At 66.6% G+C, this 21,877-nt stretch carries 29 protein-coding genes; 18 read left to right on the top strand and 11 right to left on the bottom strand.

Annotated features, from left to right (window positions below):
* From VGI62_RS09100 to VGI62_RS09090, 3 genes are all read right to left on the bottom strand, one after another.
* On the bottom strand, positions 1 to 190 hold a 190-nt coding region (locus VGI62_RS09100), incomplete at its 3' end, for a hypothetical protein (protein WP_331504158.1).
* 184 nt (positions 191 to 374) lie between these two features.
* Entirely contained in the window at positions 375 to 785 is a 411-nt protein-coding gene (locus VGI62_RS09095) for a hypothetical protein (protein ID WP_331504157.1), read from the bottom strand.
* Between the two features lie 129 nt (positions 786 to 914).
* Positions 915 to 2,204, bottom strand: coding sequence for a hypothetical protein (locus VGI62_RS09090; protein ID WP_331504156.1), 1,290 nt, complete (start codon positions 2,202 to 2,204; stop codon positions 915 to 917).
* A gap of 156 nt (positions 2,205 to 2,360) precedes the next feature.
* Between VGI62_RS09090 and VGI62_RS09085 the strand changes: the two genes are divergently transcribed.
* Positions 2,361 to 3,110: a methyltransferase gene (locus VGI62_RS09085; RefSeq protein ID WP_331504155.1), complete on the top strand. Its 750-nt coding sequence runs from the start codon at positions 2,361 to 2,363 to the stop codon at positions 3,108 to 3,110.
* A 1-nt stretch (position 3,111) separates the two neighbouring features.
* Here the strand turns inward: VGI62_RS09085 and VGI62_RS09080 are convergent, their stop codons facing one another.
* Positions 3,112 to 3,945, bottom strand: coding sequence for a hypothetical protein (locus VGI62_RS09080; RefSeq protein WP_331504154.1), 834 nt, complete (start codon positions 3,943 to 3,945; stop codon positions 3,112 to 3,114).
* Between the two features lie 203 nt (positions 3,946 to 4,148).
* Between VGI62_RS09080 and VGI62_RS09075 the strand changes: the two genes are divergently transcribed.
* Positions 4,149 to 4,376 (top strand): CDGSH iron-sulfur domain-containing protein, encoded by a 228-nt coding sequence (locus tag VGI62_RS09075; RefSeq protein ID WP_331504153.1) that lies wholly within the window; start codon positions 4,149 to 4,151, stop codon positions 4,374 to 4,376.
* 86 nt (positions 4,377 to 4,462) lie between these two features.
* Here VGI62_RS09075 and VGI62_RS09070 read toward each other — a convergent pair whose 3' ends face one another.
* Positions 4,463 to 4,675, bottom strand: a complete 213-nt coding sequence (locus tag VGI62_RS09070; protein ID WP_331504152.1) for a hypothetical protein — start codon at positions 4,673 to 4,675, stop codon at positions 4,463 to 4,465.
* A 170-nt stretch (positions 4,676 to 4,845) separates the two neighbouring features.
* On the opposite strand from VGI62_RS09070, the gene VGI62_RS09065 reads away from it, so the two are divergent.
* A complete protein-coding gene (locus VGI62_RS09065) occupies positions 4,846 to 5,211 on the top strand; it encodes a hypothetical protein (protein ID WP_331504151.1) in 366 nt (121 codons plus the stop codon).
* On the top strand, positions 5,208 to 5,567 hold the full coding sequence (locus VGI62_RS09060; protein ID WP_331504150.1) for a hypothetical protein: 360 nt from the start codon (positions 5,208 to 5,210) through the stop codon (positions 5,565 to 5,567). Before VGI62_RS09065 ends, VGI62_RS09060 begins: the two co-directional genes overlap by 4 nt.
* A 58-nt stretch (positions 5,568 to 5,625) precedes the next feature.
* Here VGI62_RS09060 and VGI62_RS09055 read toward each other — a convergent pair whose 3' ends face one another.
* Entirely contained in the window at positions 5,626 to 6,726 is a 1,101-nt protein-coding gene (locus VGI62_RS09055) for a hypothetical protein (protein WP_331504149.1), read from the bottom strand.
* A 155-nt stretch (positions 6,727 to 6,881) separates the two neighbouring features.
* On the opposite strand from VGI62_RS09055, the gene VGI62_RS09050 reads away from it, so the two are divergent.
* The 6 genes from VGI62_RS09050 to VGI62_RS09025 all read left to right on the top strand — a co-directional run bounded on the left by VGI62_RS09050 (position 6,882) and on the right by VGI62_RS09025 (position 10,861).
* Positions 6,882 to 7,142, top strand: coding sequence for a DUF3297 family protein (locus VGI62_RS09050; RefSeq protein WP_331504148.1), 261 nt, complete (start codon positions 6,882 to 6,884; stop codon positions 7,140 to 7,142).
* 163 nt (positions 7,143 to 7,305) lie between these two features.
* A complete protein-coding gene (locus VGI62_RS09045; protein ID WP_331504147.1) occupies positions 7,306 to 7,515 on the top strand; it encodes a hypothetical protein in 210 nt (69 codons plus the stop codon).
* A gap of 145 nt (positions 7,516 to 7,660) precedes the next feature.
* Complete coding sequence (locus VGI62_RS09040) at positions 7,661 to 7,891, top strand: hypothetical protein (protein WP_331504146.1); 231 nt, start codon at positions 7,661 to 7,663, stop codon at positions 7,889 to 7,891.
* A 37-nt stretch (positions 7,892 to 7,928) separates the two neighbouring features.
* The gene (locus VGI62_RS09035) at positions 7,929 to 8,405 is read left to right on the top strand and encodes a cupin domain-containing protein (RefSeq protein ID WP_331504145.1); all 477 of its coding nucleotides are present in this window, start codon (positions 7,929 to 7,931) and stop codon (positions 8,403 to 8,405) included.
* An 85-nt stretch (positions 8,406 to 8,490) separates the two neighbouring features.
* The gene (locus VGI62_RS09030; RefSeq protein WP_331504144.1) at positions 8,491 to 10,449 is read left to right on the top strand and encodes a di-heme-cytochrome C peroxidase; all 1,959 of its coding nucleotides are present in this window, start codon (positions 8,491 to 8,493) and stop codon (positions 10,447 to 10,449) included.
* 73 nt (positions 10,450 to 10,522) lie between these two features.
* Positions 10,523 to 10,861, top strand: a complete 339-nt coding sequence (locus VGI62_RS09025) for a hypothetical protein (protein WP_331504143.1) — start codon at positions 10,523 to 10,525, stop codon at positions 10,859 to 10,861.
* Positions 10,862 to 10,909: 48 nt separating this feature from the next.
* Here the strand turns inward: VGI62_RS09025 and VGI62_RS09020 are convergent, their stop codons facing one another.
* The 3 genes from VGI62_RS09020 to VGI62_RS09010 form a co-directional block, all read right to left on the bottom strand.
* Positions 10,910 to 11,824 (bottom strand): alpha/beta hydrolase, encoded by a 915-nt coding sequence (locus tag VGI62_RS09020; protein WP_331504142.1) that lies wholly within the window; start codon positions 11,822 to 11,824, stop codon positions 10,910 to 10,912.
* A gap of 84 nt (positions 11,825 to 11,908) precedes the next feature.
* Positions 11,909 to 13,816, bottom strand: coding sequence for a S9 family peptidase (locus tag VGI62_RS09015; RefSeq protein WP_331504141.1), 1,908 nt, complete (start codon positions 13,814 to 13,816; stop codon positions 11,909 to 11,911).
* A 117-nt stretch (positions 13,817 to 13,933) separates the two neighbouring features.
* On the bottom strand, positions 13,934 to 14,632 hold the full coding sequence (locus VGI62_RS09010) for a pirin family protein (RefSeq protein ID WP_331504140.1): 699 nt from the start codon (positions 14,630 to 14,632) through the stop codon (positions 13,934 to 13,936).
* 131 nt (positions 14,633 to 14,763) lie between these two features.
* On the opposite strand from VGI62_RS09010, the gene VGI62_RS09005 reads away from it, so the two are divergent.
* From VGI62_RS09005 to VGI62_RS08995, 3 genes are all read left to right on the top strand, one after another.
* Complete coding sequence (locus VGI62_RS09005) at positions 14,764 to 15,573, top strand: peptidylprolyl isomerase (RefSeq protein WP_331504139.1); 810 nt, start codon at positions 14,764 to 14,766, stop codon at positions 15,571 to 15,573.
* Positions 15,574 to 15,666: 93 nt separating this feature from the next.
* Positions 15,667 to 15,843 (top strand): hypothetical protein, encoded by a 177-nt coding sequence (locus tag VGI62_RS09000; RefSeq protein WP_331504138.1) that lies wholly within the window; start codon positions 15,667 to 15,669, stop codon positions 15,841 to 15,843.
* A 181-nt stretch (positions 15,844 to 16,024) separates the two neighbouring features.
* Positions 16,025 to 16,249, top strand: coding sequence for a hypothetical protein (locus VGI62_RS08995; protein WP_331504137.1), 225 nt, complete (start codon positions 16,025 to 16,027; stop codon positions 16,247 to 16,249).
* Between the two features lie 15 nt (positions 16,250 to 16,264).
* Here the strand turns inward: VGI62_RS08995 and VGI62_RS08990 are convergent, their stop codons facing one another.
* Both VGI62_RS08990 and VGI62_RS08985 read right to left on the bottom strand, forming a co-directional pair.
* Entirely contained in the window at positions 16,265 to 16,405 is a 141-nt protein-coding gene (locus VGI62_RS08990; RefSeq protein ID WP_331504136.1) for a hypothetical protein, read from the bottom strand.
* Between the two features lie 207 nt (positions 16,406 to 16,612).
* On the bottom strand, positions 16,613 to 16,795 hold the full coding sequence (locus tag VGI62_RS08985; RefSeq protein ID WP_324940402.1) for a DUF3606 domain-containing protein: 183 nt from the start codon (positions 16,793 to 16,795) through the stop codon (positions 16,613 to 16,615).
* A 93-nt stretch (positions 16,796 to 16,888) separates the two neighbouring features.
* Between VGI62_RS08985 and VGI62_RS08980 the strand changes: the two genes are divergently transcribed.
* The 5 genes from VGI62_RS08980 to VGI62_RS08960 all read left to right on the top strand — a co-directional run bounded on the left by VGI62_RS08980 (position 16,889) and on the right by VGI62_RS08960 (position 21,873).
* Positions 16,889 to 18,157: a dicarboxylate/amino acid:cation symporter gene (locus VGI62_RS08980; protein WP_331504135.1), complete on the top strand. Its 1,269-nt coding sequence runs from the start codon at positions 16,889 to 16,891 to the stop codon at positions 18,155 to 18,157.
* 7 nt (positions 18,158 to 18,164) lie between these two features.
* Complete coding sequence (locus VGI62_RS08975; protein ID WP_331504134.1) at positions 18,165 to 18,677, top strand: GNAT family N-acetyltransferase; 513 nt, start codon at positions 18,165 to 18,167, stop codon at positions 18,675 to 18,677.
* A 49-nt stretch (positions 18,678 to 18,726) separates the two neighbouring features.
* A complete protein-coding gene (locus VGI62_RS08970; protein WP_331504133.1) occupies positions 18,727 to 19,509 on the top strand; it encodes an acyl-CoA thioesterase domain-containing protein in 783 nt (260 codons plus the stop codon).
* 232 nt (positions 19,510 to 19,741) lie between these two features.
* On the top strand, positions 19,742 to 20,023 hold the full coding sequence (locus VGI62_RS08965; protein WP_331504132.1) for a glycine zipper 2TM domain-containing protein: 282 nt from the start codon (positions 19,742 to 19,744) through the stop codon (positions 20,021 to 20,023).
* A 686-nt stretch (positions 20,024 to 20,709) separates the two neighbouring features.
* Complete coding sequence (locus tag VGI62_RS08960; RefSeq protein ID WP_331504131.1) at positions 20,710 to 21,873, top strand: pyridoxal phosphate-dependent aminotransferase; 1,164 nt, start codon at positions 20,710 to 20,712, stop codon at positions 21,871 to 21,873.
* The last annotated feature ends 4 nt before the right edge of the window (positions 21,874 to 21,877 follow it).

Here is a 21,877-nt window from a genome sequence, read left to right as displayed (position 1 = left end):
CCTTGCGGCGGCGTTGCGGCAGGTTGGGATAGGCGTAGCGCTCGCGGTAAGCGGCGTTGTGATCGGGGGCGTTGCGGCGGGCCACCCGCTGCTCAAGCACAGCGGCGAGCAGGGCGGCGACGATCACCGCCGCCAACGGATTTATCGGCAACGACCGGATGTATTGCAGGAGCTCGTTGACCTGTTCCATGGCGGACACTCAAGACGCGATTTGGCCAGCCTATCGCGCGCATGCCTAAGAGCTCGTGAAGCAAACTGACTAACGCTGTCAAAGAGTCAGTCGGCCATCGCGCAAGGGGGCGCACCGGGCCCGATCCCACCGACGGCCGGCAACAGGGTAAATGACTTACGGACGAACTTGCAGGACCGCCCCGTCAGGTCGGGGGCGCAGCGTCGGGATCGGGCCCTGACGCAGGACCTGGCGCCTGGGCCGGCGGGGACGGCTGATCGGGGATAGCGGCGGTCACGTCCACCACGGGCGCCGGTTCGGCGGCCTGCGCCTGCTCGATGGGGGGTGTCGCGTCCTTCTCGTCAGCCTCCGCCGTGGCGGGGGACGACGGGCGGGCGGTCGGTTCAACGGCGGCCTGCAGGGCTGGGGCCGGCGCGGCCTGAGGCGGTCCGCCGTAGTCGTAAGCCGCCACGGCGCTGTCGGGAAAAAGGCTGGGATCCGGCGCCAGCTGATGGACAACGCCGCCTAGGAAGGCCGCCGCAGCCAGCGCGCTCAAACCCAGGACCACCCGATGGGTGATGCGCGCTGAGTGAGGCTGGATATCGAGGGCGGACATGCCAATAAAACCCGACAGGCCTAGGCTGCGTTCCGGCTGCTGACGGGTGGAAGTCTACCACATCCGTAGCTCGCCGTGTCAGTCTAAGCCGCTGTCGTTTCGATTGAATCTGACGGCTGCTCGGCCTTTCTAGCCGCGAGCATCAATGGTCGCCTTGATGCGCTTTGGCACCAGTAAGAGCACCGGAAGGATCGCGGCGTAGACTGCGGTCGTCACCCACAGCGTGGTGTTGTAGCCGCCGTGGTGCTCGTAGAGATTGGCGCCCCAGAGATCGCCGAACCGGGACGAGATCCAGTAGAGCGACAAAAACAGCATCATCATGGTGCCTTCCAGCCCCTTCGGGCACGAGCGCATGGCGAGGTCGGTGAACGCCGCCTGGCCGATGCCCCCCAGCAGGCCCATCGGAATGGCCGCCAGTAGTGCGGTCTGAGCAGAACTGATGAAGAGCAGGCTGATCATCTGCGGGACGGCCAGCACCGCGCCGATCCAGAGCAAGGTCCCCAGCTTCAGGCGCTGGGCGAGCCAGGCGTAGAGGCCGTAGACGGGCAGGAAGCCCGCGTAGAAGATCGCGAAGAAGGCGCCCACCTGACCGTCGGTGGCGTGCAGCTCATTGGCCATGTGGTATTGCAGGGCGAGGTTGGCGCCTGGCCCAAATTGCCAAAGCAGCTGGATCACGATGACCGGATAGATCGCCCAGGTGCGCAAAAGGCGCATGACGTCGGCGCCCAAGGTGAGGCGCTGGGGTTCAGCGCCTGCCAAGGCGTCGTCGAAGAGCTGTTTGGGGCCGAAGGCTCCGAAGGCGGTCATGGCCAGCATCAGCGCCGCGCCCAGCAGGAACAGGACACGCGCGGCGGTCACTGCGCCGGCCCCTTCAAGCAGCCCGCTCAGGATGCCCCCCGCCAGCATGGCCATCACCTGGGGCCCAAGGGTGGCGACATTGGATATCGTGCTCATCTGGCCGGTCATGGCGTGATGGCGTCCAATGGCTGCCGAGAGCCCAGAGGCTGCGCCGGCGGTGAACTGCATCAGCGAGCTGACCAGGAAGACGCCGACGAGCAGCACCGAATAGGTCGGCTCGATGAACGCCATCACCGCGTAGATGGCGGCCGAGGCCAGGCCGAAGACCACCAGATGGCCCCGGTCGCCGGCCCCGAAGGGGCTCCACCGGTCGCGGATGAAGCCGAAGACAAAGCCCACGAAGAGCGGGATCGAGATTATCAGGTTGAACTGGGCGGTCGCGTTCGCGGTGAGGTGCAACCGGTTCTTCAGGAAGAAGGTGATCGGCAGGCCGATCAGGCCGAGGTAGGGGGCGGCGAAGTTGATGATCAGGATCGGTACGCCGGCGTAAAGCAGCAGGCGCAGGCGCCGGGCGGCGGGAAGCGGCGTCGAGCCCGGCTCGATGGCGACCTCGGCGGTCACCGGGGAGTTGCGCGTCGTCTGCGGCGCCTAAGCATGGTTGAGCCCCTTCCGATCATCAAGGGGTAGCCCGCTGCGCGGAAAACGCAAAGCCCGTCGCCCGATGTCCGAAAACCGATGATAGGGTGAGCCAGGACGTAACAGGGGGAGGCTCGTAGAATGGCGCGCAATCTGCTGGTTTCAGTGCTGGCGTTGGCGATCACGAGCGCCGGCGTGGCGGCAGCGGCGGTTCCGGCGAACCTGACATCGGCGCTGGCGGACAAGTCGCGCCCTGAAGCCGATACTGCCCGCGATGCGGCGCGCAAGCCCGCCGAACTGTTGGCCTTCGCCGAGGTGAAGCCGGGTCAGAAGGTGGCCGACTTTATGATGGGCGGCGGCTATTTCACCCGCATCCTGTCGCCGGCGGTGGGGCCGAAAGGCAAGGTCTACGCCTACCAGGCGGCGGAGTTCATCAAGTTCCGCGCCGCCTATGGCACGGACCAGACGAAGGTCGTGGGCGACTACAAGAACGTGGTCGCGCTGACCGCACCGGTGGCCAGCGCCGGACTGCCTGACGGGCTGGACCTCGTGCTGACGGTGCAGAACTATCACGACCTGCACCTGAAGGCCTTCCCGGCGCAGACCGCGGATGAAGCCAACAAGGAAATCTTCCGAGCCCTGAAGCCGGGTGGCCTCTACGTTGTCGTCGACCACGCTGCTGCGGCGGGCGCGCCGCTAACCGTCGCCGACACGCAGCACCGCATCGACGAGGCGATCGTCAAGAAGGAGGTCGAGGCCGCGGGCTTCAGGCTGATCGCCGAGGACCAGATGCTGGCCAACCCCGCCGATCCGCACGACAAGTTGGTCTTCGATCCCTCGATCCGCGGCAAGACCGACCAGTTCGTGCTGAAATTCCAGAAGCCCAGGTAGCCTAGGGGCGGACGGGCGGCGGCCCATCGCGATCGAGCGTCGCCACCAGGTCCTCGAGCGCGCGCTGCGGCACCTGGATCGCGCCGGACTGAGGTCGGTCGAGGTCGAGGATGGTCATGATCATGATGCTGAACAACAGCAGCAGCACCGTGGTCGCCTGCCGCTTCAATCCCGGCCGATCACCCAGCACGTAGCCGAGCACCGCGGCGGCGGCGATAATGTAGATGAAGAGGACGTCGACTATTCGTGCCGGGATGTTCGCTCGCCCGGCCAGCTGGCGGCGCGTGCCGACGTTGAGCACGTCGTTGATCGCCTCAATGAAGTATGAACCCAGCTCGGTCTCCCGTACCGGATAGACCGCCGTGCGCGTCTCCTCCCAGAGGCGGGTTCGCAGCGCGAGGCTACGCGCCAGCTGCGCCTCCATACGTGCGTCCCACAGTCCGTCCGGGGCGATGCGGGTGCGGGCATAGTCGCGCAAGGTGGCCTGCAGTTGCGATCGGTACGGCTCATCGAACAGCTCTGCGCGCAGATAGCTGGTGCTGATCGCGTTGGCTTCGTCGACCACCAGTGCGCGGCGGCCTTCAAATCGATCGAGCGCGATGGACAGGCTCAGGCCGATGACGAAGGCCAAAAGAGCGAAGATCGCTGTGATGATGTAGGAATCAGTGTCCTTGCCGCTGTCCAAGGCTTCAGGGTCCCGCGCCTTCAGCCGCCGAAAGAACAGCGCGCCGGCTTCGCGCGCGAAAATGCAGACAGCGAAGAGCAACAGGCCCACGCCCCAGAGCGGCAGCGCGTGGAACAGGGGACCGAGCAGGCCGTCGCCGCTTTCTGACATGGCCAAGCCCCTTCCTCTGCTCCGCGTCTCCATGCAAGCCAGGCTTTGCGGGCCGCCAATCGGGGAAAACCCGCGAAGCGAGGCCGAGCAGACCGCAGAACTAAGGCGACCCGGCCTTTGCCCACGCCCGGCCGTTGTGGGAACGCGAAGGCCCGCGGCGCATCTGATAGAGTGGGCAGAGAGCTTGCGCCCCGGAGATGGTCATGCCGATCAAGATGCTGTTCACGCCCAATGGTCCGATCGCGGTTTCCGGGGACCTATCCGAATTGAAGCTGACCGATTCCACCGGCCAGCCGATCGACGTCTCGGGCGAGAAGAAGATCTTCCTGTGCCGCTGTGGGGGCTCGACGACCAAGCCCTTCTGTGACGGGACCCACGACGAGATCGGCTTCCGCGCCGCAGAGGCGGCGGTCCGCGCCGCCGACAGCTAGGGTCTCGCGCGGATCAGCGTGGCCCTTGCTGCTCCGGGTCGCGGCCGCACCGGGACGGAGGCGCCGAGCGGGCTGGCGGAGCGGCCTCATCCTGTCGCGTGCGGGCGCTCCGTCGGGCGGGGGCCGGTGCGGGCGGCCCGGGCGATGAAGCGGCCACCTTGCCAGAGTTCTGCGCAGACGTCGTCGCGCGCAGGCGGCAGAAGCTTGCCAACCGCCTCGGTGTCGTCCCTGCAGTAGAAGCTCTCGTCGGGTTCCAGACTTCCGTCGTCGTGGACCAGGTAAACGCGGTAGACGGCCATGGTCTGCTCCTTCAGGCCCCAGGCTGTCTTAGGTCGGCTGGACGACAAGGGAATGTCGTCAGCGCGTCCAAAACGTCATGCTCACGCCTTAGTTATGGCGGAGCTTGCCGTCGTATCCTACAATCCCAGATAGTGCGGCCAAGCTGTGGCTGGTCGAAAAGGCGTCTGCCATGTTCCGAAGCGCGATGCGGGCCTTCCTGAGCCCGGTGGCCGGGCCTGTCGGCTTTGCCCTGGCGCTGGCGATGTGCGGCCTGCTGGTGGTCACCGTGCTGGCCGCCCAGCGCAATGAGCGCGCGCTCCAGGCGCGGATCACGACCTTGATGGCGGAGAACCTGCGCAACGGCATCGTGTTGCACGCCAGGCTCGCGGCGTGTGAGAGCGGGCCTGCTGCCGACGAGGCTGCGGCGCGTACGAGCAGCGCCAACGCGACCCCTGAGGAACGCGCCCAGCGGCTGACCGGCAAAGAACCGGTTGGGTTCGACGTCTGCGCGCGAATGGAAAGCGCCGACCGCGCGGTGCTCGAAAGCCTCAAATGACGGGAGGGGCGTTCCGAACGGCGGGGGTGGCCGCCACTTTCAGCCTGGCGCTCGGCGCCTGTGCGAACATTCACCCGCCCCCACCCCAGCTGAATGTTCCGCCGCCGGCGGCGGCTATTGCACCAAAGCCGGCGCCCCTGGCGGCTCCCCCGCCGGTCGTCGTGAGAGTGCCGGTGCCGGTGAAGGAGGCCTGCATTCCGAAGAGCTTCCCGCGCGCGCCCAAGTACCCCGACACCGATGCGGCCCTGCGCGACGCCGGTGGCGCGGCCGACCGCTACCAGCTGATGGCCGCCGGCAGGCTATTGCGCGACCGCAGGCTCGCGGAACTGGAAAGGCTGGTCGACGGCTGCCGGTGAGGCTCGCCCCTGCAACCTTTGGTCGTAAGGCGCGGGCTTTCGCCAAAAGCGACCCCGCCTACTTGTCGTTTGCGCCCCCGCCGCCCGCCGCGGCGGCCTTGGCAGCGGCGAGCGCCTCCTTTTCCTCGTTGCGGGCGCCGGCCAGGATGCCGGGGAGCGCGTAGTTCCCCTCGTGGCAGGCATATTCATAGATCGGCCCCTTGGTGGCGTTGAGCGCCACCTCGCCGCTGTAGGGCCGGCTGTAGATCTGCGGATCGCTGACGGTGAAGCTGTACTTGATTTGCTTGTCGTTCACGCGGGTGAAGCGCTCGACGACCTTCAGCTCGGGCGAAGCGCCGCGGAAGGCCTGCTCGGGCCGCATGTTTGTAGTCTCGACGACCAAGGTGTCGCCTTCCCAGTGGCCGATGCTGTCTCCCATCCAAAGCTTGATGTTCGAAGGCAGGTGCCGGCCGTTCAGGCGGATGTGGCGCACGTCGTGGACCATCTCGACGTCGATGGCGACCTCATCCCTCGACTGCACGATCTGATAGTTGTTGTTGTAGAGCAGCGGGAGCATCGGCGGGCCGGCGCTCGAGCCGAACGACAGGATGCAGCGCTCGCCCAGCGAGCGGTTCTCCGGGTTGTCGAAGGAGCCGCGGCCGCCTCGGAAGGAGGCGCGGCGCGCGCTCATCTTCTCCTGCGCGTCCTTGGTAAGGGGCGGGATTCGGCCGTTCTTGGGCTCGACGATGATCGAGGAGCGCTTGACGCCTTCGAGGTCGATGATCCGGGTGCCCGGGTCGACCCAGGCGGAGTTGTAGCCGCAATCGACGCCGGTGAAGCCGCGTCCGCAGTTCGTCGGCAGGTCGGTGACCTTTGCGTTGGGATCGGTAGGCTTGTTGCCTTCAGCAACCAGGGCCGCGTTGCCGGTCTCGAGGTCCTTGACCTCCTTGTCGTTGAGCGCCAGGCGATCGCCATACTTGGGATCGCGTTCGGCCGGCGTGATGGTGGCGTTGGTCCAGGTCCCCTGGAGGTCCGGCTGTCCCCAGACGTTGCGGGGCGCCCTGTAGCCGGTAGCGGCGGCGGTCTCGGCCGCCGTCTTTTCAGGTGTCTGGGCCACGGCGGCTGGGGTGAGAGCGAGTGCGCCAAGGGCGGCGATGACGGAAATGCCTCTCAGCTTCATATCGGCGTCTCCCGATCGGCGTCTTGCGCGCCTTTGCCGTGCTTAAGATGTGGCCTCAAGAATAGCGGGTTTCGGCTCGGAACGCGAAGCCAGCGGTGGCGCTCGGCCTTCGGCTGCGGCTTGAACCGCGCCGCCGGCTGTGCGAGGGCGAGCCGATGAGTGACAACCCTTCAAATCCGCCCCCCCTGCCGGACAGACTGGCGACCGATCCCGACAGTCCGTTCTACGACGCCGACGTCCTGGCCCGGAACGTAGGCGTCCGCTTCAAAGGCGAAGACAAGACCAACGTTGATGAGTACTGCGTCTCGGAGGGTTGGGTGAAGCTGGCTGTGGGCGCCGCAAGGGACCGCCGCGGCAAGCAGTTGACCATCAAGCTCAACGGTCCCGTGGAACCCTATTACCGCGACCAAGGCTGAAACCCAGAGCAAGCCAGACGCGAGCAAGCCTCGCCGATTTAACCTCCGGTTGAGAGCGCTGGTGCTACCTGCGACGATCCGACATGGCGCGAAACGTCGCTGGTCGGTGAAAGAAACGTCGCTGGTCGGCGAAATATGTCGGAGCGGGGCAGGGGGCGATGAAATGTTCGATCTCAGCGTTGTGGCGTTCGACGGACTTTGGCTGCTGGTGGACGAAGCCGGCGGCGAGCTTGGGGCCTTCGCGAGCAAAGCCGAGGCGCTGAAGGCAGCGAGCGACTTTGCGGTCCTCGACCAGGAGCGCCGCCATGTCCTGATCCAGGATGACATCGGCGAATGGGATGAGACGGTCGTCGATCCGCCCGGGGTGCACTAGCCCAAGAGTTCGGTATCGAAACCTCCGGCGCCGCTTCGTTGCGCGGACCGGCAACGTCTGAAACACACCGGCCCGACCCAGGCCATGATCCTGCGGGACCAAGGTAGCGGCCACATTCGGCCGAGGCTCGCCACGGGAGGCTCTCTTGCCCAACTTCATCTGGCCGAGCCTGCGAAGGCGTGATGTCGGCGCCGCCGGAACGCTGGGGCGCGCGATTCATTGGATGGGCGTCATCGTGGCCGGGTTATGCGCGTTGCTGGCCACGGAGTTCGCCGTCGAGGGCTGGGCGACAAGGCTTAGCGGGGCGCTGCTTGCGACGGCCATCGCCCTGGTGTTTGGCGCCCGGGCGGTGCGCTACCTGCTGGCGCGCGAGTAGCTTGCCAAGCTGAGGCGGCCGTCGTTTGCTCGCCGCCATGACGGACGGCGAAAAGACACCCCCTGACGGCTGGAAGCATAGCGGCGTGCGCGTCGTACCCGGCGATCAGCTCGACGATTCAACGCCCCAGACGCCCGGTATGCACCGCGCCGCGGCCATCGACCGGGCTCGGATGGGCGCCCAGAAGCTGTGGGCCGGCACCGTCCACATCCACGCCAACGCCAAGACGGGTGCGCATCATCACGGGCCGCTGGAAAGCGTGATCTATGTGGTCAGCGGCCATGCACGCATGCGCTGGGGGGAGAAGCTGGAGTTCGTCGCCGAGGCTGGGCCGGGCGACTTCATCTATGTGCCGCCCTACGTCCCCCACCAGGAGATCAACGCCTCGTCAGACGAGACCTTGTCCTGCGTCCTAGTGCGTAGCGACAGCGACGCGGTGGTCGTTAACCTCGACATCGAGCCGGCGGAAAAGCCCGAGGGCGTCGCGTGGGTCGATCCGATCCACAAGAGTTGAAGCTTCCTCCTTCTATCACCCGTTGTGATTTTCGGCAGTTCGTAGCCAAGTTGAGCTGACAGCGTTCGGCGAAGCGGGGCGGTCCATGAGCAGTCGCTTTTTTCGCGTAGTGGGTGTGATCGCTCTCGCGGGGATGCTGGCCGGGGTCGCAGGCGCGCAGGTCATCCCAGACCTCGACCAGGGCTGGGGGCCGGCGGAGCGTCAGGACTGGTACGGCCTCTCACAGGGCTCGCGTCTGATACCGCTCGCCTTTCTAAAGGCCATGGAACAGCCCGCCCCTGCCGGGCCGAGTCCCACCGTTCACCCGGGTCGGTTCCTCGACGACGGCTACATCGCCCATTTCCGCTACCTGCCGGCGGCGGCCGCGGGTGAGCGGCTGCCGGCCGGGTTCATCCTCGATACGACGCCGCCCGAGCGGCTGACGCGCACCAACCTGCAGTGGAAGGTCGGGCAGGGAAGAAGTGAGCCTTGGGTTGGAATGAACTGCTCGGCCTGTCACACCGCCCAGCTCGACTACAGCGCCCGCGGGACGCGACAGCTCGTCAGCCTACGGATCGAGGGCGGCCCGACGCTGGCGGACTTCCAAGGCTTCATCGAGGCGCTCACCCTGGCGGTGAATCAGACTCTCGCGCCGCCTGCGGCCGAGCCAGACCGCTTTGACCGGTTTGCCCAAGCGGTGCTGGGCGCCGACAACTCGAACTCCAACCGCAGGCTGCTTAAGGCCGCGCTCCAGGCGGTGGCCAAACGGCAGAACGAGACGGCGCAGGCGAATGCGCTGCCAGCCGGCTATCACTACGGCTACGGGCGGCTCGACGCTTTCGGCAATATCTACAACAAGGTGCGGATCGCCGCCTCACCAAAGCCAGAGCCAATGGCGGCAAATGCCCCGGTCAGCTATCCATTCCTGTGGAACGTGCCGCAGCACGACAGGGTGCAGTGGAACGGCATCGCGCCCAACCGACCGGCGCCGTTGTTGCCGCTGGCGCGCAACACCGGCGAGGTGATCGGCGTCTTCGCCGATATCGAATTGGCGTCGCCGGGGTTCGCGGGCCTGCCGCCGGGTTACAAGTCCAGCGTCAACGTCGACAACCTGAAGCGGCTCGAACAGGCGCTTTGGACGCTGAAACCCCCGCGCTGGCCTGATGAGCTCTTCGGCAAGCCGGACGAATTGTTCGGCAAGCCGCCCGAGCAGGTCCTGACTCCCGGCGAGACCTTGGTTGAGACGGGCCGCAAGCGTTACGCCGAGCACTGCCAGTCCTGCCACGAGCTCTTGCCCGGCGGCCGCGACGACCTCTCCTCCCGCATAACCGCACAGATGTTCCAGTTCGCGAGCCAGGACCCGACGCGGCCGCCGCCGGGAACCGACATCTGGATGGCCTGCAACGCCGTGACGCGGACGGCCGATTCAGGGGTGCTGAAGGGCACCAACTACGCCGCGTTCAAGTGGCTGCCGGGGCGGGCCAACGTCAGCGACATGCTGCTCGTCTCGGTGGTGGGCTCGATCCTGGGCGGCGGCCAGGACATGCTGCAGGCCCTGAATGAGGACCTGTTGGGCGCTTCGCACGACGTGTTCGGGACGACCTTCCTGGCGCCCAAGCCCTTCAGTTTCGCAGCGTTCTTCTCGGGGTCGGCCGCAACGGGGCCGACCGCTGCGGATGAGGCGCGACGGGAAAAGTACTGTCGTGAAACACCCAATGAGCTGCTGGGCTACAAGGCCCGGCCGCTCTACGGCGTCTGGGCGACGGCGCCCTTCCTGCACAACGGCTCGACGCCGACGCTCTACGACCTGATGCTGCCCCCGGCCGAGCGACCCAAGCGCTTCTACACCGGCTCGAGGGAGTTCGATCCGGAGAAGGTCGGCTTGGTGACCGCCCAGGGCCCGGATGACATCTTGCCATTCGACACGGTCGACGGCGGCAACAACCCGATTCCCGGCAATTCAAACGCGGGCCACGACTATGGCAACGCCGGGCTGACACCGGCTGACCGCTGGGCGATCATCGCCTTCATCAAGGCAGGACTGCCGGCAATGCCGCCGCGTTGAAAGATTCGTCGCGCACTGTCGGGCGCGGCGCTGGGGAGCGTCCTTGGGTCGGCAACCCAATGGAGACCGCACCATGCGCTACCTGTTCTATCGCCCCGAAAGCAGCGTCGAGGGCGGGACGCCCAGTCCTGAGCACATGGCGGCCATGGGCCGGCTGATCGAAGAGTGGACGGCCAAGGGCGCCCTTATCTCCACCGAGCCGCTGACGCCGCGCGATCAGTGCGCGCGCCTGCGGCCGGCGGATGGCCAGTTCACGCTCCCGGAGGAGACGGCGCGAGCAGGTGGCTTCGCCTTGCTGAACGCCGGCTCCAAAGAGGAAGCCATCGAGCTGTGCAAGGCGTTCCTGAAGGTCGCCGGCGACGGCGTCTGCGAGATCCGCCGGATCTTGGAGTTCGCGCCCCGGCCGGCCTGAACGACGGCCCCTAAGTCGGGGCCGGGACAGGCCCGGTAATGAGGCCGATCAGTTCAGGAAATCCGTGACGAGCTTGACGGTGGCTGCGGGATTTTCCTCCATCAGCCAGTGGCCGGCGTTGGGAACGACCGCTCCCGTCACATTCGAAGCCGCCGCGCGCATAACGACGGCCATTTCCGGACCGAAGGACTTCTCGCCGCCAAGGGCCAGCACCGGCATGGTGAGCGGTCCGTTGGCCTTCATGAACGCCTTGTTGTCGACGGCGTCCTGGTCGAAGGCGTGGAATTGCTCGAAGCCCGAGTGCATGGCGCCGGGGCGTGCGTAGAGGGCGGCGTAGTGCTGGCGTGAGGCCTCGTCGAAGTTCTTCGGATCGGCCGAGAACTCGTTCCAGAAGCGGTCGAGGTAGATGCGCTCGCGCCCGGCAACCAGCCGCTCCATGTCCGGCCCGCCGAAGCGGAAGTGCCATAGAAGCGGGTTCTTTAGGATCTCCTCCCAGGGCCCGACACCCGGCACCGGCGCGTCCAGCAGGACGAACTTGGTGACGCGCTCGGGGTGTTCCTCGGCGAACGCGAAGCCAACCATGTTGCCGATGTCGTGAGTCACCAGCGCGACCTTGTCGATCTTCAGGGCCTCGAGCACGCCGTTGAGGTCAACACCTTGGGTCTTCTTGTCATAGCCGCCGGCCGGGTGGTCGGAGAGACCCATGCCGCGCAGGTCCGGCACGATTACGGTGTGGTTGGCCTCGAGCGCGGCGGCCAACGGCGCCCACATGTCTCCGGTCTCGCCATAGCCATGCAGCAGCACGACCGCCGGTCCATGGCCGCCGACCCGCACGAAGATCTTCGCGCCGTTCGTTGCGATGGTCCGGGTCGTGAAGTCCTGCGGGAAGGGGGGCACCGCGGCGAGGGCCGCGGTTGTCATCAGCGACAGGCCCAAGGCGAGCGCAGCGATCTTGATCTTCATTGTGTGTGCAACTCCGGTCAGATGATCCGGCCCCCAGGCCTCTCGGACGGTGGCACAGCTATCGCGTTTGGCTGAACCGAATCCCTAGGGCCGGCCCAGATATTGGTCGAACCAGCTCAGGATGCGGTTTTTCAGGTCAGCCCGGTGCTCGGCGTCGCGAATACCGTGGCCCTCGCCGGCGTAGATGATCAGTCGGTTCGGCACGCCCATGGCGTCGAGGCCGTGGTGGAACTCCAGCGACTGGGCGGGCGGGCACTCGACATCGCGCTCGCCCACATAGATGAACGTGGGCGTCTTGGCCGACTTGATTGAGCGGATCGGCGAGAGGCGGTCGTAGACTGAAGGGTCGTCGTAGACCGTCGAGCCGAAGAACGGGACCATCCATTGGTCGATGCCGTTCTGGCCGTAGTAGCTGACCCAGTTGGCGATACCCGCGCCCGCCACCGCGGCCTTGAAGCGCTGGGTGTGGGTGACGCTCCACATGGTCATGAAGCCACCGTAGCTGTGGCCGAAGACGCCGAGACGCTTGTCGTCGATGGGGGCGACCTTCTCCACCGCGTCGACGCCAGCCAGGATGTCGCCCAGATCGCCGCCGCCGAAATCCTTGATATTGGCCCTGGTGAAGGCCTCGCCCTGGCCGAACGAGCCGCGCGGGTTGGGCTGGAAGACGTAGAAGCCGTGCTGCACCAGGTCGTTGGTTGTGCCGCGCCACATGTAGGTTGGCTGCAGCGCCGAGCTTGGGCCGCCGTGGATCAGGACGATCATCGGATAGGTCTTGCCTGGTTCGACATTGGCCGGGCCCGTCAGCCAGCCCTGGATGTCGAAGCCGTCGTGCTTCCAGGTGATGCTCCTGGCCGAGACCTGCGGGGCCAGGGTGTCGTTCTCGTGGGTGATCTGGCGGGGCTTCTCGATCGGACCAGCGGCAATGTGCGGCGGGGTCGTGAAGTCTTCGGCGACGCCGGCGAGCATCTTGCCATCATGGCTGATCGAGACGCGGCCATCGCCCGCCGAGAACGTGACGGGGCCGGACAGCAGGGTCTTGGTCGAGCCGGTCGCGGGATCGACCGTCAGGACGGCGTTGTTGTCACCGACGATCGCGGTTGCGAAGAGCGCCTTCTCGCGCCAGATCAGCGATGAGAGGCTGCCTTTGTAGGCCGGGGTCCTGTCCACGGCCGTCCCGCCCGCTAAGGGCACGGTCCAGAGGTCGCCGCCGGTCGGGCCGAAGTCGGAGTGCAGGCCGCCGATGAAGGCCACCGTCTTGCCGTCCGGCGAGACACGGGGGAACTTTATCTGCACGCTCGGAGCGGCGATCTCGCGGAACGAGCCGTCGACGCCGACCGCGGCGAGCTTGGCCACCCACCAGTTGTTGTCGCCGTCCCCTTTGGCCTCTGAAACCACGAACCCCCTGCCGTCCGGGGTCCAGTCGTACTCGTAGACGAAGGTGTCCGCCGGCGAGAGGAACTTCAGCGGTCCGCCGGTCGCGGGCAGCACGCCAACCCGCTGCTCGTCGGTGGCCGTGCCGATCTCGCCCACCAGTGCTGCGCCGGCCTGTGTCGCGCCGGTTTCCTTTCGAGGCCGCTCGGTGGCGAGCACGGCCAGCGTCGCGCCGTCCGGCGACCAGCGTGGCGTCTGGAGCAGACCCGCGAAGGAGAGCGCCGTCTCGAGCTTGCCGGCCCGGACGACCTGCAGCGTCGCGGTTCTGGCCTTGCGATCGCTGGCGACGAAGGCCAGCGCCTGGCCGTCTGGAGACCAGGCGACTCCGGAGTAGAAGCAGGTAGGGCACGGATTGTACCTGGCCAGGATCTTGCCGTCGGCGCGGGCGCGCACCACGACCATCACATGCGGTTCGGCCTCGGACTGGGAGAGCTCATCGGCTTCGAGGGCGGCGACCTGGTCTCCTCTCGGGGAGATCGTCACATCCTGGTAGGTGTGCACCAGCCCCGGCGGCGCCGACTGTGCGGCCAGCGCCAACGCCATCATCCAGGCCGACATCAGGTATCCCCCAAAGCTACTGGCGACTTGGCTATGGGAATAGGGGGCCGGCTTCAAGCCCCAGCCGCCGCCGCTGCTCCCCCGCCGAGGTCGACGGAGGAGCAGCTTGGGCTGCAGCTAGGCTGCGTCGACGAGCACGACCTCGGCGTCTTCCAGGGCCGTGACGCGGAGCGCCGACTCGCCGGTGATGGCGGCGCCGTCGCGGGCATCGAGGCGAACGCCATTGACCTCCACCGCGCCCACGGCCGGGACGAGGTAGGCGTGGCGCGAGGGATCGAGGGCATACTCGGTCGTCTCGCCGGCCTTGATGGTGGCGCCGGCCACGCGGGCTAAGGTGCGGATCGGAAGCGCGTCTTCATCTCCGGGCAAGCCGGAGGCAAGGGTCACGAACTTGCCGGCCCGGTCGGCCTTGGGGAACGGCCGCGCGCCCCATGAGGGCGGGCCGCCGTCCTGGTCCGGCTCGATCCAGATCTGGAAGAGCGTCGTCTTGTCGGCCTCGAGGTTGTACTCGGCGTGACGCACGCCCGTGCCGGCGCTCATCACCTGCACGTCGCCGGCGCCGGTGCGGCCCTTGTTGCCCATGGAGTCCTGGTGGGTGATCGCACCCTCCCGGACGTAGGTGATGATCTCCATGTTGGCGTGCGGGTGCGGCGGGAAACCGGATTGGGCGGCGATCTCGTCATCGTTCCAGACGCGCAGCGCGCCCCAGCCCATGCGCTTAGGGTCGTGGTAATTGGCGAACGAGAAATGGTGTTTTGCCTTCAGCCAGCCATGGTCCGCTCCGCCGAGGCCACCAAAGGGTCGCTTGTCGATCATCTGAACTCCTCCTGGCGCCGCAGCCTCTCTGAAGTCTGGAGGGGCGCCCTTTCGATGCTCAAGATAGGCTTCCGAATCGCGGGGGAAAGCACGTGTCGGGCAGAAGATTGTTTCCGAATTGGAGGGGATCGATGCGGGGGGCGCTGATCGGGCTCATGGGGCTGGCCTTGATGGGGGCGACCAAGGCTGAGCCGGACTGGCAGCTGCTGGATCCCGCCAACACGCTTGTGATCGAAACGTCAAAAGGGCGGATGGTCATCGAGATGGCTCCAGCGCTGGCGCCCAAGGCGGTCGAGCGCGTAAAACGCCTGGCGCGCGAGGGTGTCTATGACGGCCTGCTCTTTCACCGGGTGATCGAGGGCTTCGTCGATCAGACCGGCAACCCCAACAACCGCGACGGCGGGACCTCAAGCTACCCGGATCTGCCGGCGGAGTTCAGCGCCCGGCTGCCGGCCCAGGCGCCGGTCGAGCTCATGGTGCAGCGAAGCGACGCCGTGGAAGGCTTCCTTGGCGCTGTCCCTGTCGTCGGCGTCTCGGCGAAGGAGCAGGCCCTGGGCGGCGACCACCGCCTAAGGGCCTGGGGAGCCTATTGCGACGGCGTGGCCGGCATGGGACGGCAAGCCGGCGTCGACACCGCCAACAGCGAGATCTTCTTCATGCGCGCCCCGGCCCGCAGGCTTGACCATGACTATGCGGTCTGGGGCAGGGTGGTGCAGGGGCTGGACGTGGTGCGAGCGATCAACGTGGGCGAGCCGCCGGCCGATCCCGACAGGATGCTGCGAGTGCGCTTGGCCGCGGACCTGCCGGCCGCGGAGAGGCCGGTGCTGGAAATCGCGAACCCGCGTGGGCCGGCGTTCAAGGCGCGGGTGGCCAAGCTTCGCGCCGAGCTTGGTCCGCGGTTCACCATCTGCGACGTGCCCATCGTCGTCCGACAACCCTGACGTGCGACAACTGGGCGCAGGGACAAGGCCTATCCCAGTCTTGGTGCGTTAACCGCGACAGCCTACCGCTGCGTTCGTAGTTGGTAGGACGCGATGAAGTACGAAGTTGTCGAAAGCCTCGGCGAATGGATCGTCCGCCGTGACGGAGTCGAACTCGCGCGTTTTAGCGACCAGGTCGCCGCCCTGACTGCCGTGGCGGGACGACTTGGTCAGGAGAGCGAGGGCGACGCCAGCTATTCGCTTGCGGTGCGATATCAGGCGCGGGGCTGATTCACCCCCTGGTCTGTTGGCCGCAGTCGATGTCGGGGCAAGTTTATCCGTCGGATTGTCGACTCAGGTGAATCACTTACACGAGAGTTCCTGAAATTTGCTTTGGCAAGGCAACGCAAAGCGCGCACTCTTATGGTTAAGCCGCGAGCTTGACCATGTCCGCGGCCGGAGACCTTTGCGGGTGGCCTATATCTGCTTCATTCATCGTGCGACCGGCACAGCGCCCCATTTCGAGGTGCTGCCGGAAACGTCGCATCGCGGGGCGATGGACCATGCCGCGCGCATGATGGAGCAGCGGGCGGACGCGGTGCGGGCCGATGTCTGGGACGGCGACAGGCTCGTGTTCAGCCTGCCGCGTGAGAGCCTCTCAAGACGGGACCCGGGCGACCGTCCAATTGCAAGCTAGGGATGAGTTCGGGGCTCAGACCCGCATTTCGAAGTAGGCGACTTCAGAGCCTACAGAATGTCCCAGCATGGTCAGGCGAAATCTGGCTCCGCCCTGCAGCTTGAGCTCCCCCTCGCCGGCGCGGAACGCCTCCGCCGCCACCTCAGGCGTGGCCATGAGGCGGCCTCTCAGGCGCAGCGGACCGAGACGCAGGGTCGAGGGATCCCCCTGAATTTCATAGTCGACTGGTCCAGTGAATCCGCCGCAATGGAACTCTCCGGCTCCTCGGTGGGCCGTAAGCTGTTTGCGCAGACGCGCCATCAGAACTCCTTGCACTTGAGACTTAGTAACGCTCAAGGCAGAGGTTTGATCCCCGCGTAGTGCTCAGCGCTTCTTGCCGAGCTCGGCGGCGATGTCCTTCGTGAGGCGTCCGACCTTGCGGTGGGCGGCGGTGAGCTGGTCCTTGGTCACGCCCCAGCGCTTCATCCAGTATTCGACCGCCTTGCGTTCAGAGAGGTCGAGGCGCTCGCGGTCGATGAATCCGCGCTTATCCTTGAGGCCGGCCATCAGGTGATCCTTCGCGTGAACCCGACACTAGCCCATTCCTTCGCTCTGCGGGGATAGGCTAGGTTCGCCCACTTGGGGCCGGGAGAGCGCTGGATGCTGCGATCGCTGAGTGTGCGGGTGCTGATCGCGCTCGTCGTGGGCCTTGCGTTGGGAACGGCTGCCGCGGCCTTTGCGGGACCGGTCGTCAAACATGCCATCGAGCTCTTTGAAGCGGTCGGCGGACTGTGGCTGAACGCCTTGCGGATGACCGTGGTGCCGCTGATCTTCGCGGTGGTGGTGACGGGTATCGCCGGCGTCGCCGACGCGGCGGCGACGGGGCGCCTTGCGATCAAGACGCTGGCCTGGATCGTGGGGCTGCTGACGCTTGGAGCCTTTTACACCGTGATCTTCGCCCAAGGGTTCTACGCCGTCTGGCCAGTGGCGGAGGCGGGAGCCGCAGCGCTGAAGGCCGGAGCCACCGCCGCGCCGGATGTGGTCAAGCAGACTCCGAGCCTGATCGACTTCGTGACTGGCCTGGCCCCGCCCAACATCCTCAAGGCGGCGTCGGAGGACGCCATCCTGCCGTTGGTGGTGTTCGCGACCTTCTTCGGCTTCGCCGTGACCCGCCTGCCCGAGGAGCGGCGCGTGGGGCTCGCCGAGTTCTTCAAGAGCATCGGCGACGTCATGGTGACCATCGTGCGCTGGGTCCTGTGGGCCGCGCCGGTGGGGGTTTTCGCGCTAGGCCTGGGTGTCGGCCTTAGGGCCGGAATCGCCGCTGCGGGCGTGATCGCGCAGTATATCGCTGCGATCGTCCTGGCGAACATCGGGATGACCGTCTTCGCCTACCTGCTGGCCCTGATCGTCGGCCGGGCGCCCCTAGGGCGCTGGACGCGGGCGGCGGCCCCGGTGCAAGTGACCGCGTTTGCGACGCAGTCGTCGCTTGCCTGCCTGCCGGCCATGATCGAACGCTCGCGCGACGATTTGGGCGTCCCGGACCGGGTGACCGGGCTGGTGCTGCCGTTGGCGGTGGCGCTATTCCGGATCACAGGGCCGGTCGCCAACCTGGGCGTCGCGCTCTTTCTGCTCAGGGTCTACGACATCCAGCCGAGCGCGCTGCAGATGGTCGGGGCGATCTTCGTCTCGGTGGCGACCAGCTTGGCGTCGGTCAGTCTCCCAGGGCAGGTGTCGTTCTTCGCCAGCATTGCGCCGATCTGCCTGACGCTTGGCCTGCCGGTCGACATCCTGCCGATACTGATCGCCGTCGAGGTGATCCCCGACATCTTCCGGACCGTCGGCAATGTCACCGGCGACATGGCGATCACAGTGATCCTGGCTCGAGGCGAGCGCACGGTCCCCGACGCGGAGATGCTGGCGGAGGCTTGACGCGGCAATGGACAATTCAGGGCCCCGGACTATCGAAGTCGGCTTCGCCTCACACACGGACGTTGGGGATATCGTCGCCACCTTGCTGGAAGGCGCGGCCTGGATGGCGGCGAAGCATTCCCCCGCCTGGCAGGTTTCTGACCTGACGCCGGCCATGGCCACAGCCTTCGTCTCCCGATCGGAGTTCATCGCCGCTCGCGCCGGCGGCGATCTTGTCGGCGTGTGTACGCTGACCCGCGTGGACCCGGATTTCTGGCCAGAGGACCCGCCAGGTTTCGCGGCCTATATCCACAAGCTAGCTGTGCGGCGGGCGTTCGCGGGCGGCCAGGTGACCCGCAGTCTGGTCGAACACTGCCTCACTCTGGCGCGGGCCTGGGGCTGCAAGGCCCTGCGGCTGGACTGCCATCCTGTCCTCAACCCGGTCTATCGGCGCCTGGAATTCAACTACGTCGACACCCGCAACGTGGCCTTGGCCGACGGCCGGACGCTTCTAGTGGATCGTTTTGAGATCCGCCTCTGAATATCGGCCCGCTTGATCGAGCGGCCGAGCGCCCTTACCCACCTTGGCCATGAGCAACGACCCGTTTTTCAACATCGAGGGGACGCACTACGTCCCGACGCCGGCCAGTCGCGGCCCGTGGAACCCCAACTCACTGCACGGGCGGGTGATCGCCGGCCTGCTGGGCGCCGAGATCGAGCGGCTGCATGGCAGCCCTGAGTTCATGCCCGCTCGCCTGACGGTCGATATGTATCGCCTGCCGGATTTGTCCCCCGTCGAGGTGATCACCCGAACGGTGCGCGAGGGAAACCGCATTAAGGTGATCGACGCTGAATTCATTTCCGGCGGCGTCAGCGCGGGCCGTGCGACCTGCCAGCTGCTGCGCCGCACGGAAAACCCGGCCGGGAATGTCTGGAAGCCGCCGAGCTGGGAGGTTCCGGCGCCGGCCGATATCCCAGCGCCCACAGACGGGCGCTCCGGCATGGGCGGCATGTGGGCCACGCGACGGATCGCGGGCGATTTCGGGACCGTCGGCCAGAAACGGATCTGGATGAGCGAGGTCCGAGAGCTGGTGGCTGGCCGGCCGCTGACGCCCTTCGTGCGGGTCGCGGTCTCGGCGGACTTCGCCAGCCCCTTCGCCAACGCCGGCGACAACGGCTTGGAGTTCATCAACTCCGACGTCACGGTCTATCTACACCGCGAACCGTGCAGCGAGTGGATCGGCTATGAGGTGGTGAACCACGGGGCCAGCGATGGCGTGGCTATCGGAGAGTGCTTCCTCTACGACGAAGAAGGCCCGATCGGCTCAGCCTCGTGCGCGGCGCTGGCGCAGCGGCGGATGGCACGAAGCTAGGGGGGCGGAGGGGGCCGCTCCGAAGTAACGCACGAAGCGGCCTTTTACGCCCCTGCGCGTGGTTGAACGCCCAGGATGGCTAAGGGTGACGCACGTGGAGCAGCTCGAACAGCTGACGTCTGGTCGCAGGCGCCTGCAGGGTGGATTTTAAGGGGGGCTGCGCCACGCCGCCGGACGGGCGCTCCTTAAGCGATGTGAGGCCCCAATGCGCGGCAGATCGATTATCTTGGGGATGGCAGCCGTCACGTGGCTGGGTCTCTCCGCCGCCTCCGCCTTCGGCGAGGATAGACCGCGGAGGGTTCTGGTTTGCGAGGCTGCCGGGCCATCCACCACCAGGGGCGTTGCGGTTGGCGCGGTCGCCGGGGGCGTGATGGGCAACGCCATCGCCGGTCGAGGCAACAGGACCGCCGGCGCCGTGGTCGGGGCCGGTCTCGGGGGGCTTGCTGGCCACGGGATCGCCCGCAGTCAAAACCAGAACAACCAGGAATGCCGGTACGAGTATCAGTATCTGTAGTCCGGCTGAGCGGCGAAGCCCGAGGCCTGAGCAGGCCGATACTTCTGAAATCTCAAGTACGATTCAGCGGTCAGGCGCTTCCTGCCGAGCCCAAGACAACCTGCGAAGGCCTTTGCCGTCCTTGTACGGAGGATCGGCGCCGGTCGCGGGGAGGCCTCGATGCGCATTGCCTGAAGCTGCGGTGCGTCCTTTGGCCGTCGCCGTCGTGGCCCGCGATCCCCGACCAGAAGGCTGGCTGGGCCGAGACGGAACGTAGGGTCAGGCCGCCATGCGGTCGGCGTCGCTGGTCGCAGACTTCATGAACTTTGGAAACTCGCGTTGAGGCCAGGAATTTGAGACGGGCGGCCAGTGCAGCCCGACGTCTTCAGACCAGAGGCGAGGCGTGTCGTCGGCGTTGAAGACGAAGCTTGCGGAGGCTTGCTCCACGTTCTGAGGCGAGACTTCTTTGGATGGAAGCCACTTCGAAACGAACTGGCGCAACCTTCCTCGAAAACCAGTCATGTCCTTGTGATCCCAACATCACGATTAACGAAACCTTACCAGCATTTCCCCTCAGAGGCGAGTCTTTCGCAAGACACAGTTACGCGAAAAGCACCGCGGCTGCGGCGACGGACCATCGCTCGCGGGTGCGATGGGTGTGAACTGCAGGTGTTCCGCTGGCGGCGCTCCTCGTCTAGGACAGGGCCATGTCCGCCCCGATCGCCCGTCCGGAAGTATTGTCCCTGCGCGCTTCGCAGATCCGCGAAGTCGCCAACGCCGGCATGGAGCGCGAGGACGTCCTGGCGTTCTGGGTGGGGGAGTCCGACCAACCCACTCCGTCCTTCATCCGCGAGGCGGCCGCGAGCGCGCTCCTGGAGGGCAAGACCTACTACACCCACAACCTGGGGCGCACGGACCTGCGCACGGCGCTGTCGGCCTACCTCACCCGGCTGCACGGGCGGCCGATCGGGACGGGGCGGCTGGCCATCGCCAACTCCGGGGTGAACGCCCTGATGCTGGCGGCCCAGGCGGTGGTCTCGCCGGGCGACAAGGTGGTGGTGGTGGCGCCCGTCTGGCCGAACGTCGTAGAGATCCCGCGTATCCTGTCGGCGCGCATGCAGACCGTCGCGCTCGATCGCGCCCAAGGCCACTGGCGGCTCGATCTTGAAAAGCTGATGGCGGCCCTGACGCCGGACACCAAGGCGCTGTTTCTGAACTCGCCGAACAACCCCACCGGATGGGTGCTGCCGTCACAGGACCGCGCCGCGATCCTGGAGCGGTGCCGCAAGTACGGTATCTGGCTGATCGCCGACGACGTCTACGAGCGCCTCGTCTTCGCCCGGCCCGTGGCTCCGGCGTCATTTCTCGAAATGGCGGACGACGATGACCGGCTGATCAGCACCAACAGCTTCTCGAAGGCCTGGCGGATGACCGGCTGGCGGCTGGGCTGGATGGTATTGCCGCCGGCGCTGACCGAGGCGATGGGCGTACTCGTCGAATACAACACCTCCTGCGCGCCCGACTTTATCCAGAGCGGTGCGGTGGCGGCCTTGACGCACGGCGAGGAGGCCGTCGAGGCGCTGAGGACCGAGCTTCGGGCGGCGCGCGACCAGGTGCTGGGGGCGCTGCGCCAGATGCCGGGCGTCGAGGCCCCGGAGCCGGAGGGCGGGATGTACGCCTTCTTCCGCATCGAGGGCCACGCGAACGCGATGGCTCTGGCCAAGGACCTGATCGACAAGGTCGGGCTTGGGCTGGCCCCCGGCTCGGCTTTCGGCGAAGAGGGCGAGGGTTGGCTGCGCTGGTGCTTCGCCGCCCGACCGGAGAAAAACGCCACGGGTTTGGCGCGGTTGGCGAACTATCTGAACGGTTGAGGCG

This window comes from Phenylobacterium sp., from assembly GCF_036495085.1.
Lineage (GTDB): Bacteria > Pseudomonadota > Alphaproteobacteria > Caulobacterales > Caulobacteraceae > Phenylobacterium.
This window is presented reverse-complemented; position numbering and strand designations above follow the sequence as displayed.

What these genes read in the sequence shown, in the direction of transcription:
- VGI62_RS09095 (WP_331504157.1), bottom strand. Translation starts at nt 785, where the DNA reads ATGTCCGCCCTCGATATCCAGCCTCACTCAGCGCGCATCACCCATCGG.
- VGI62_RS09085 (WP_331504155.1), top strand. Translation starts at nt 2,361, where the DNA reads ATGGCGCGCAATCTGCTGGTTTCAGTGCTGGCGTTGGCGATCACGAGC.
- VGI62_RS09080 (WP_331504154.1), bottom strand. Translation starts at nt 3,945, where the DNA reads ATGTCAGAAAGCGGCGACGGCCTGCTCGGTCCCCTGTTCCACGCGCTG.
- VGI62_RS09075 (WP_331504153.1), top strand. Translation starts at nt 4,149, where the DNA reads ATGCCGATCAAGATGCTGTTCACGCCCAATGGTCCGATCGCGGTTTCC.
- VGI62_RS09070 (WP_331504152.1), bottom strand. Translation starts at nt 4,675, where the DNA reads ATGGCCGTCTACCGCGTTTACCTGGTCCACGACGACGGAAGTCTGGAA.
- VGI62_RS09065 (WP_331504151.1), top strand. Translation starts at nt 4,846, where the DNA reads ATGTTCCGAAGCGCGATGCGGGCCTTCCTGAGCCCGGTGGCCGGGCCT.
- VGI62_RS09060 (WP_331504150.1), top strand. Translation starts at nt 5,208, where the DNA reads ATGACGGGAGGGGCGTTCCGAACGGCGGGGGTGGCCGCCACTTTCAGC.
- VGI62_RS09055 (WP_331504149.1), bottom strand. Translation starts at nt 6,726, where the DNA reads ATGAAGCTGAGAGGCATTTCCGTCATCGCCGCCCTTGGCGCACTCGCT.
- VGI62_RS09050 (WP_331504148.1), top strand. Translation starts at nt 6,882, where the DNA reads ATGAGTGACAACCCTTCAAATCCGCCCCCCCTGCCGGACAGACTGGCG.
- VGI62_RS09045 (WP_331504147.1), top strand. Translation starts at nt 7,306, where the DNA reads ATGTTCGATCTCAGCGTTGTGGCGTTCGACGGACTTTGGCTGCTGGTG.
- VGI62_RS09035 (WP_331504145.1), top strand. Translation starts at nt 7,929, where the DNA reads ATGACGGACGGCGAAAAGACACCCCCTGACGGCTGGAAGCATAGCGGC.
- VGI62_RS09030 (WP_331504144.1), top strand. Translation starts at nt 8,491, where the DNA reads ATGAGCAGTCGCTTTTTTCGCGTAGTGGGTGTGATCGCTCTCGCGGGG.
- VGI62_RS09025 (WP_331504143.1), top strand. Translation starts at nt 10,523, where the DNA reads ATGCGCTACCTGTTCTATCGCCCCGAAAGCAGCGTCGAGGGCGGGACG.
- VGI62_RS09020 (WP_331504142.1), bottom strand. Translation starts at nt 11,824, where the DNA reads ATGAAGATCAAGATCGCTGCGCTCGCCTTGGGCCTGTCGCTGATGACA.
- VGI62_RS09015 (WP_331504141.1), bottom strand. Translation starts at nt 13,816, where the DNA reads ATGTCGGCCTGGATGATGGCGTTGGCGCTGGCCGCACAGTCGGCGCCG.
- VGI62_RS09010 (WP_331504140.1), bottom strand. Translation starts at nt 14,632, where the DNA reads ATGATCGACAAGCGACCCTTTGGTGGCCTCGGCGGAGCGGACCATGGC.
- VGI62_RS09005 (WP_331504139.1), top strand. Translation starts at nt 14,764, where the DNA reads ATGCGGGGGGCGCTGATCGGGCTCATGGGGCTGGCCTTGATGGGGGCG.
- VGI62_RS09000 (WP_331504138.1), top strand. Translation starts at nt 15,667, where the DNA reads ATGAAGTACGAAGTTGTCGAAAGCCTCGGCGAATGGATCGTCCGCCGT.
- VGI62_RS08990 (WP_331504136.1), bottom strand. Translation starts at nt 16,405, where the DNA reads ATGGCCACGCCTGAGGTGGCGGCGGAGGCGTTCCGCGCCGGCGAGGGG.
- VGI62_RS08985 (WP_324940402.1), bottom strand. Translation starts at nt 16,795, where the DNA reads ATGGCCGGCCTCAAGGATAAGCGCGGATTCATCGACCGCGAGCGCCTC.
- VGI62_RS08980 (WP_331504135.1), top strand. Translation starts at nt 16,889, where the DNA reads ATGCTGCGATCGCTGAGTGTGCGGGTGCTGATCGCGCTCGTCGTGGGC.
- VGI62_RS08975 (WP_331504134.1), top strand. Translation starts at nt 18,165, where the DNA reads ATGGACAATTCAGGGCCCCGGACTATCGAAGTCGGCTTCGCCTCACAC.
- VGI62_RS08970 (WP_331504133.1), top strand. Translation starts at nt 18,727, where the DNA reads ATGAGCAACGACCCGTTTTTCAACATCGAGGGGACGCACTACGTCCCG.
- VGI62_RS08965 (WP_331504132.1), top strand. Translation starts at nt 19,742, where the DNA reads ATGGCAGCCGTCACGTGGCTGGGTCTCTCCGCCGCCTCCGCCTTCGGC.
- VGI62_RS08960 (WP_331504131.1), top strand. Translation starts at nt 20,710, where the DNA reads ATGTCCGCCCCGATCGCCCGTCCGGAAGTATTGTCCCTGCGCGCTTCG.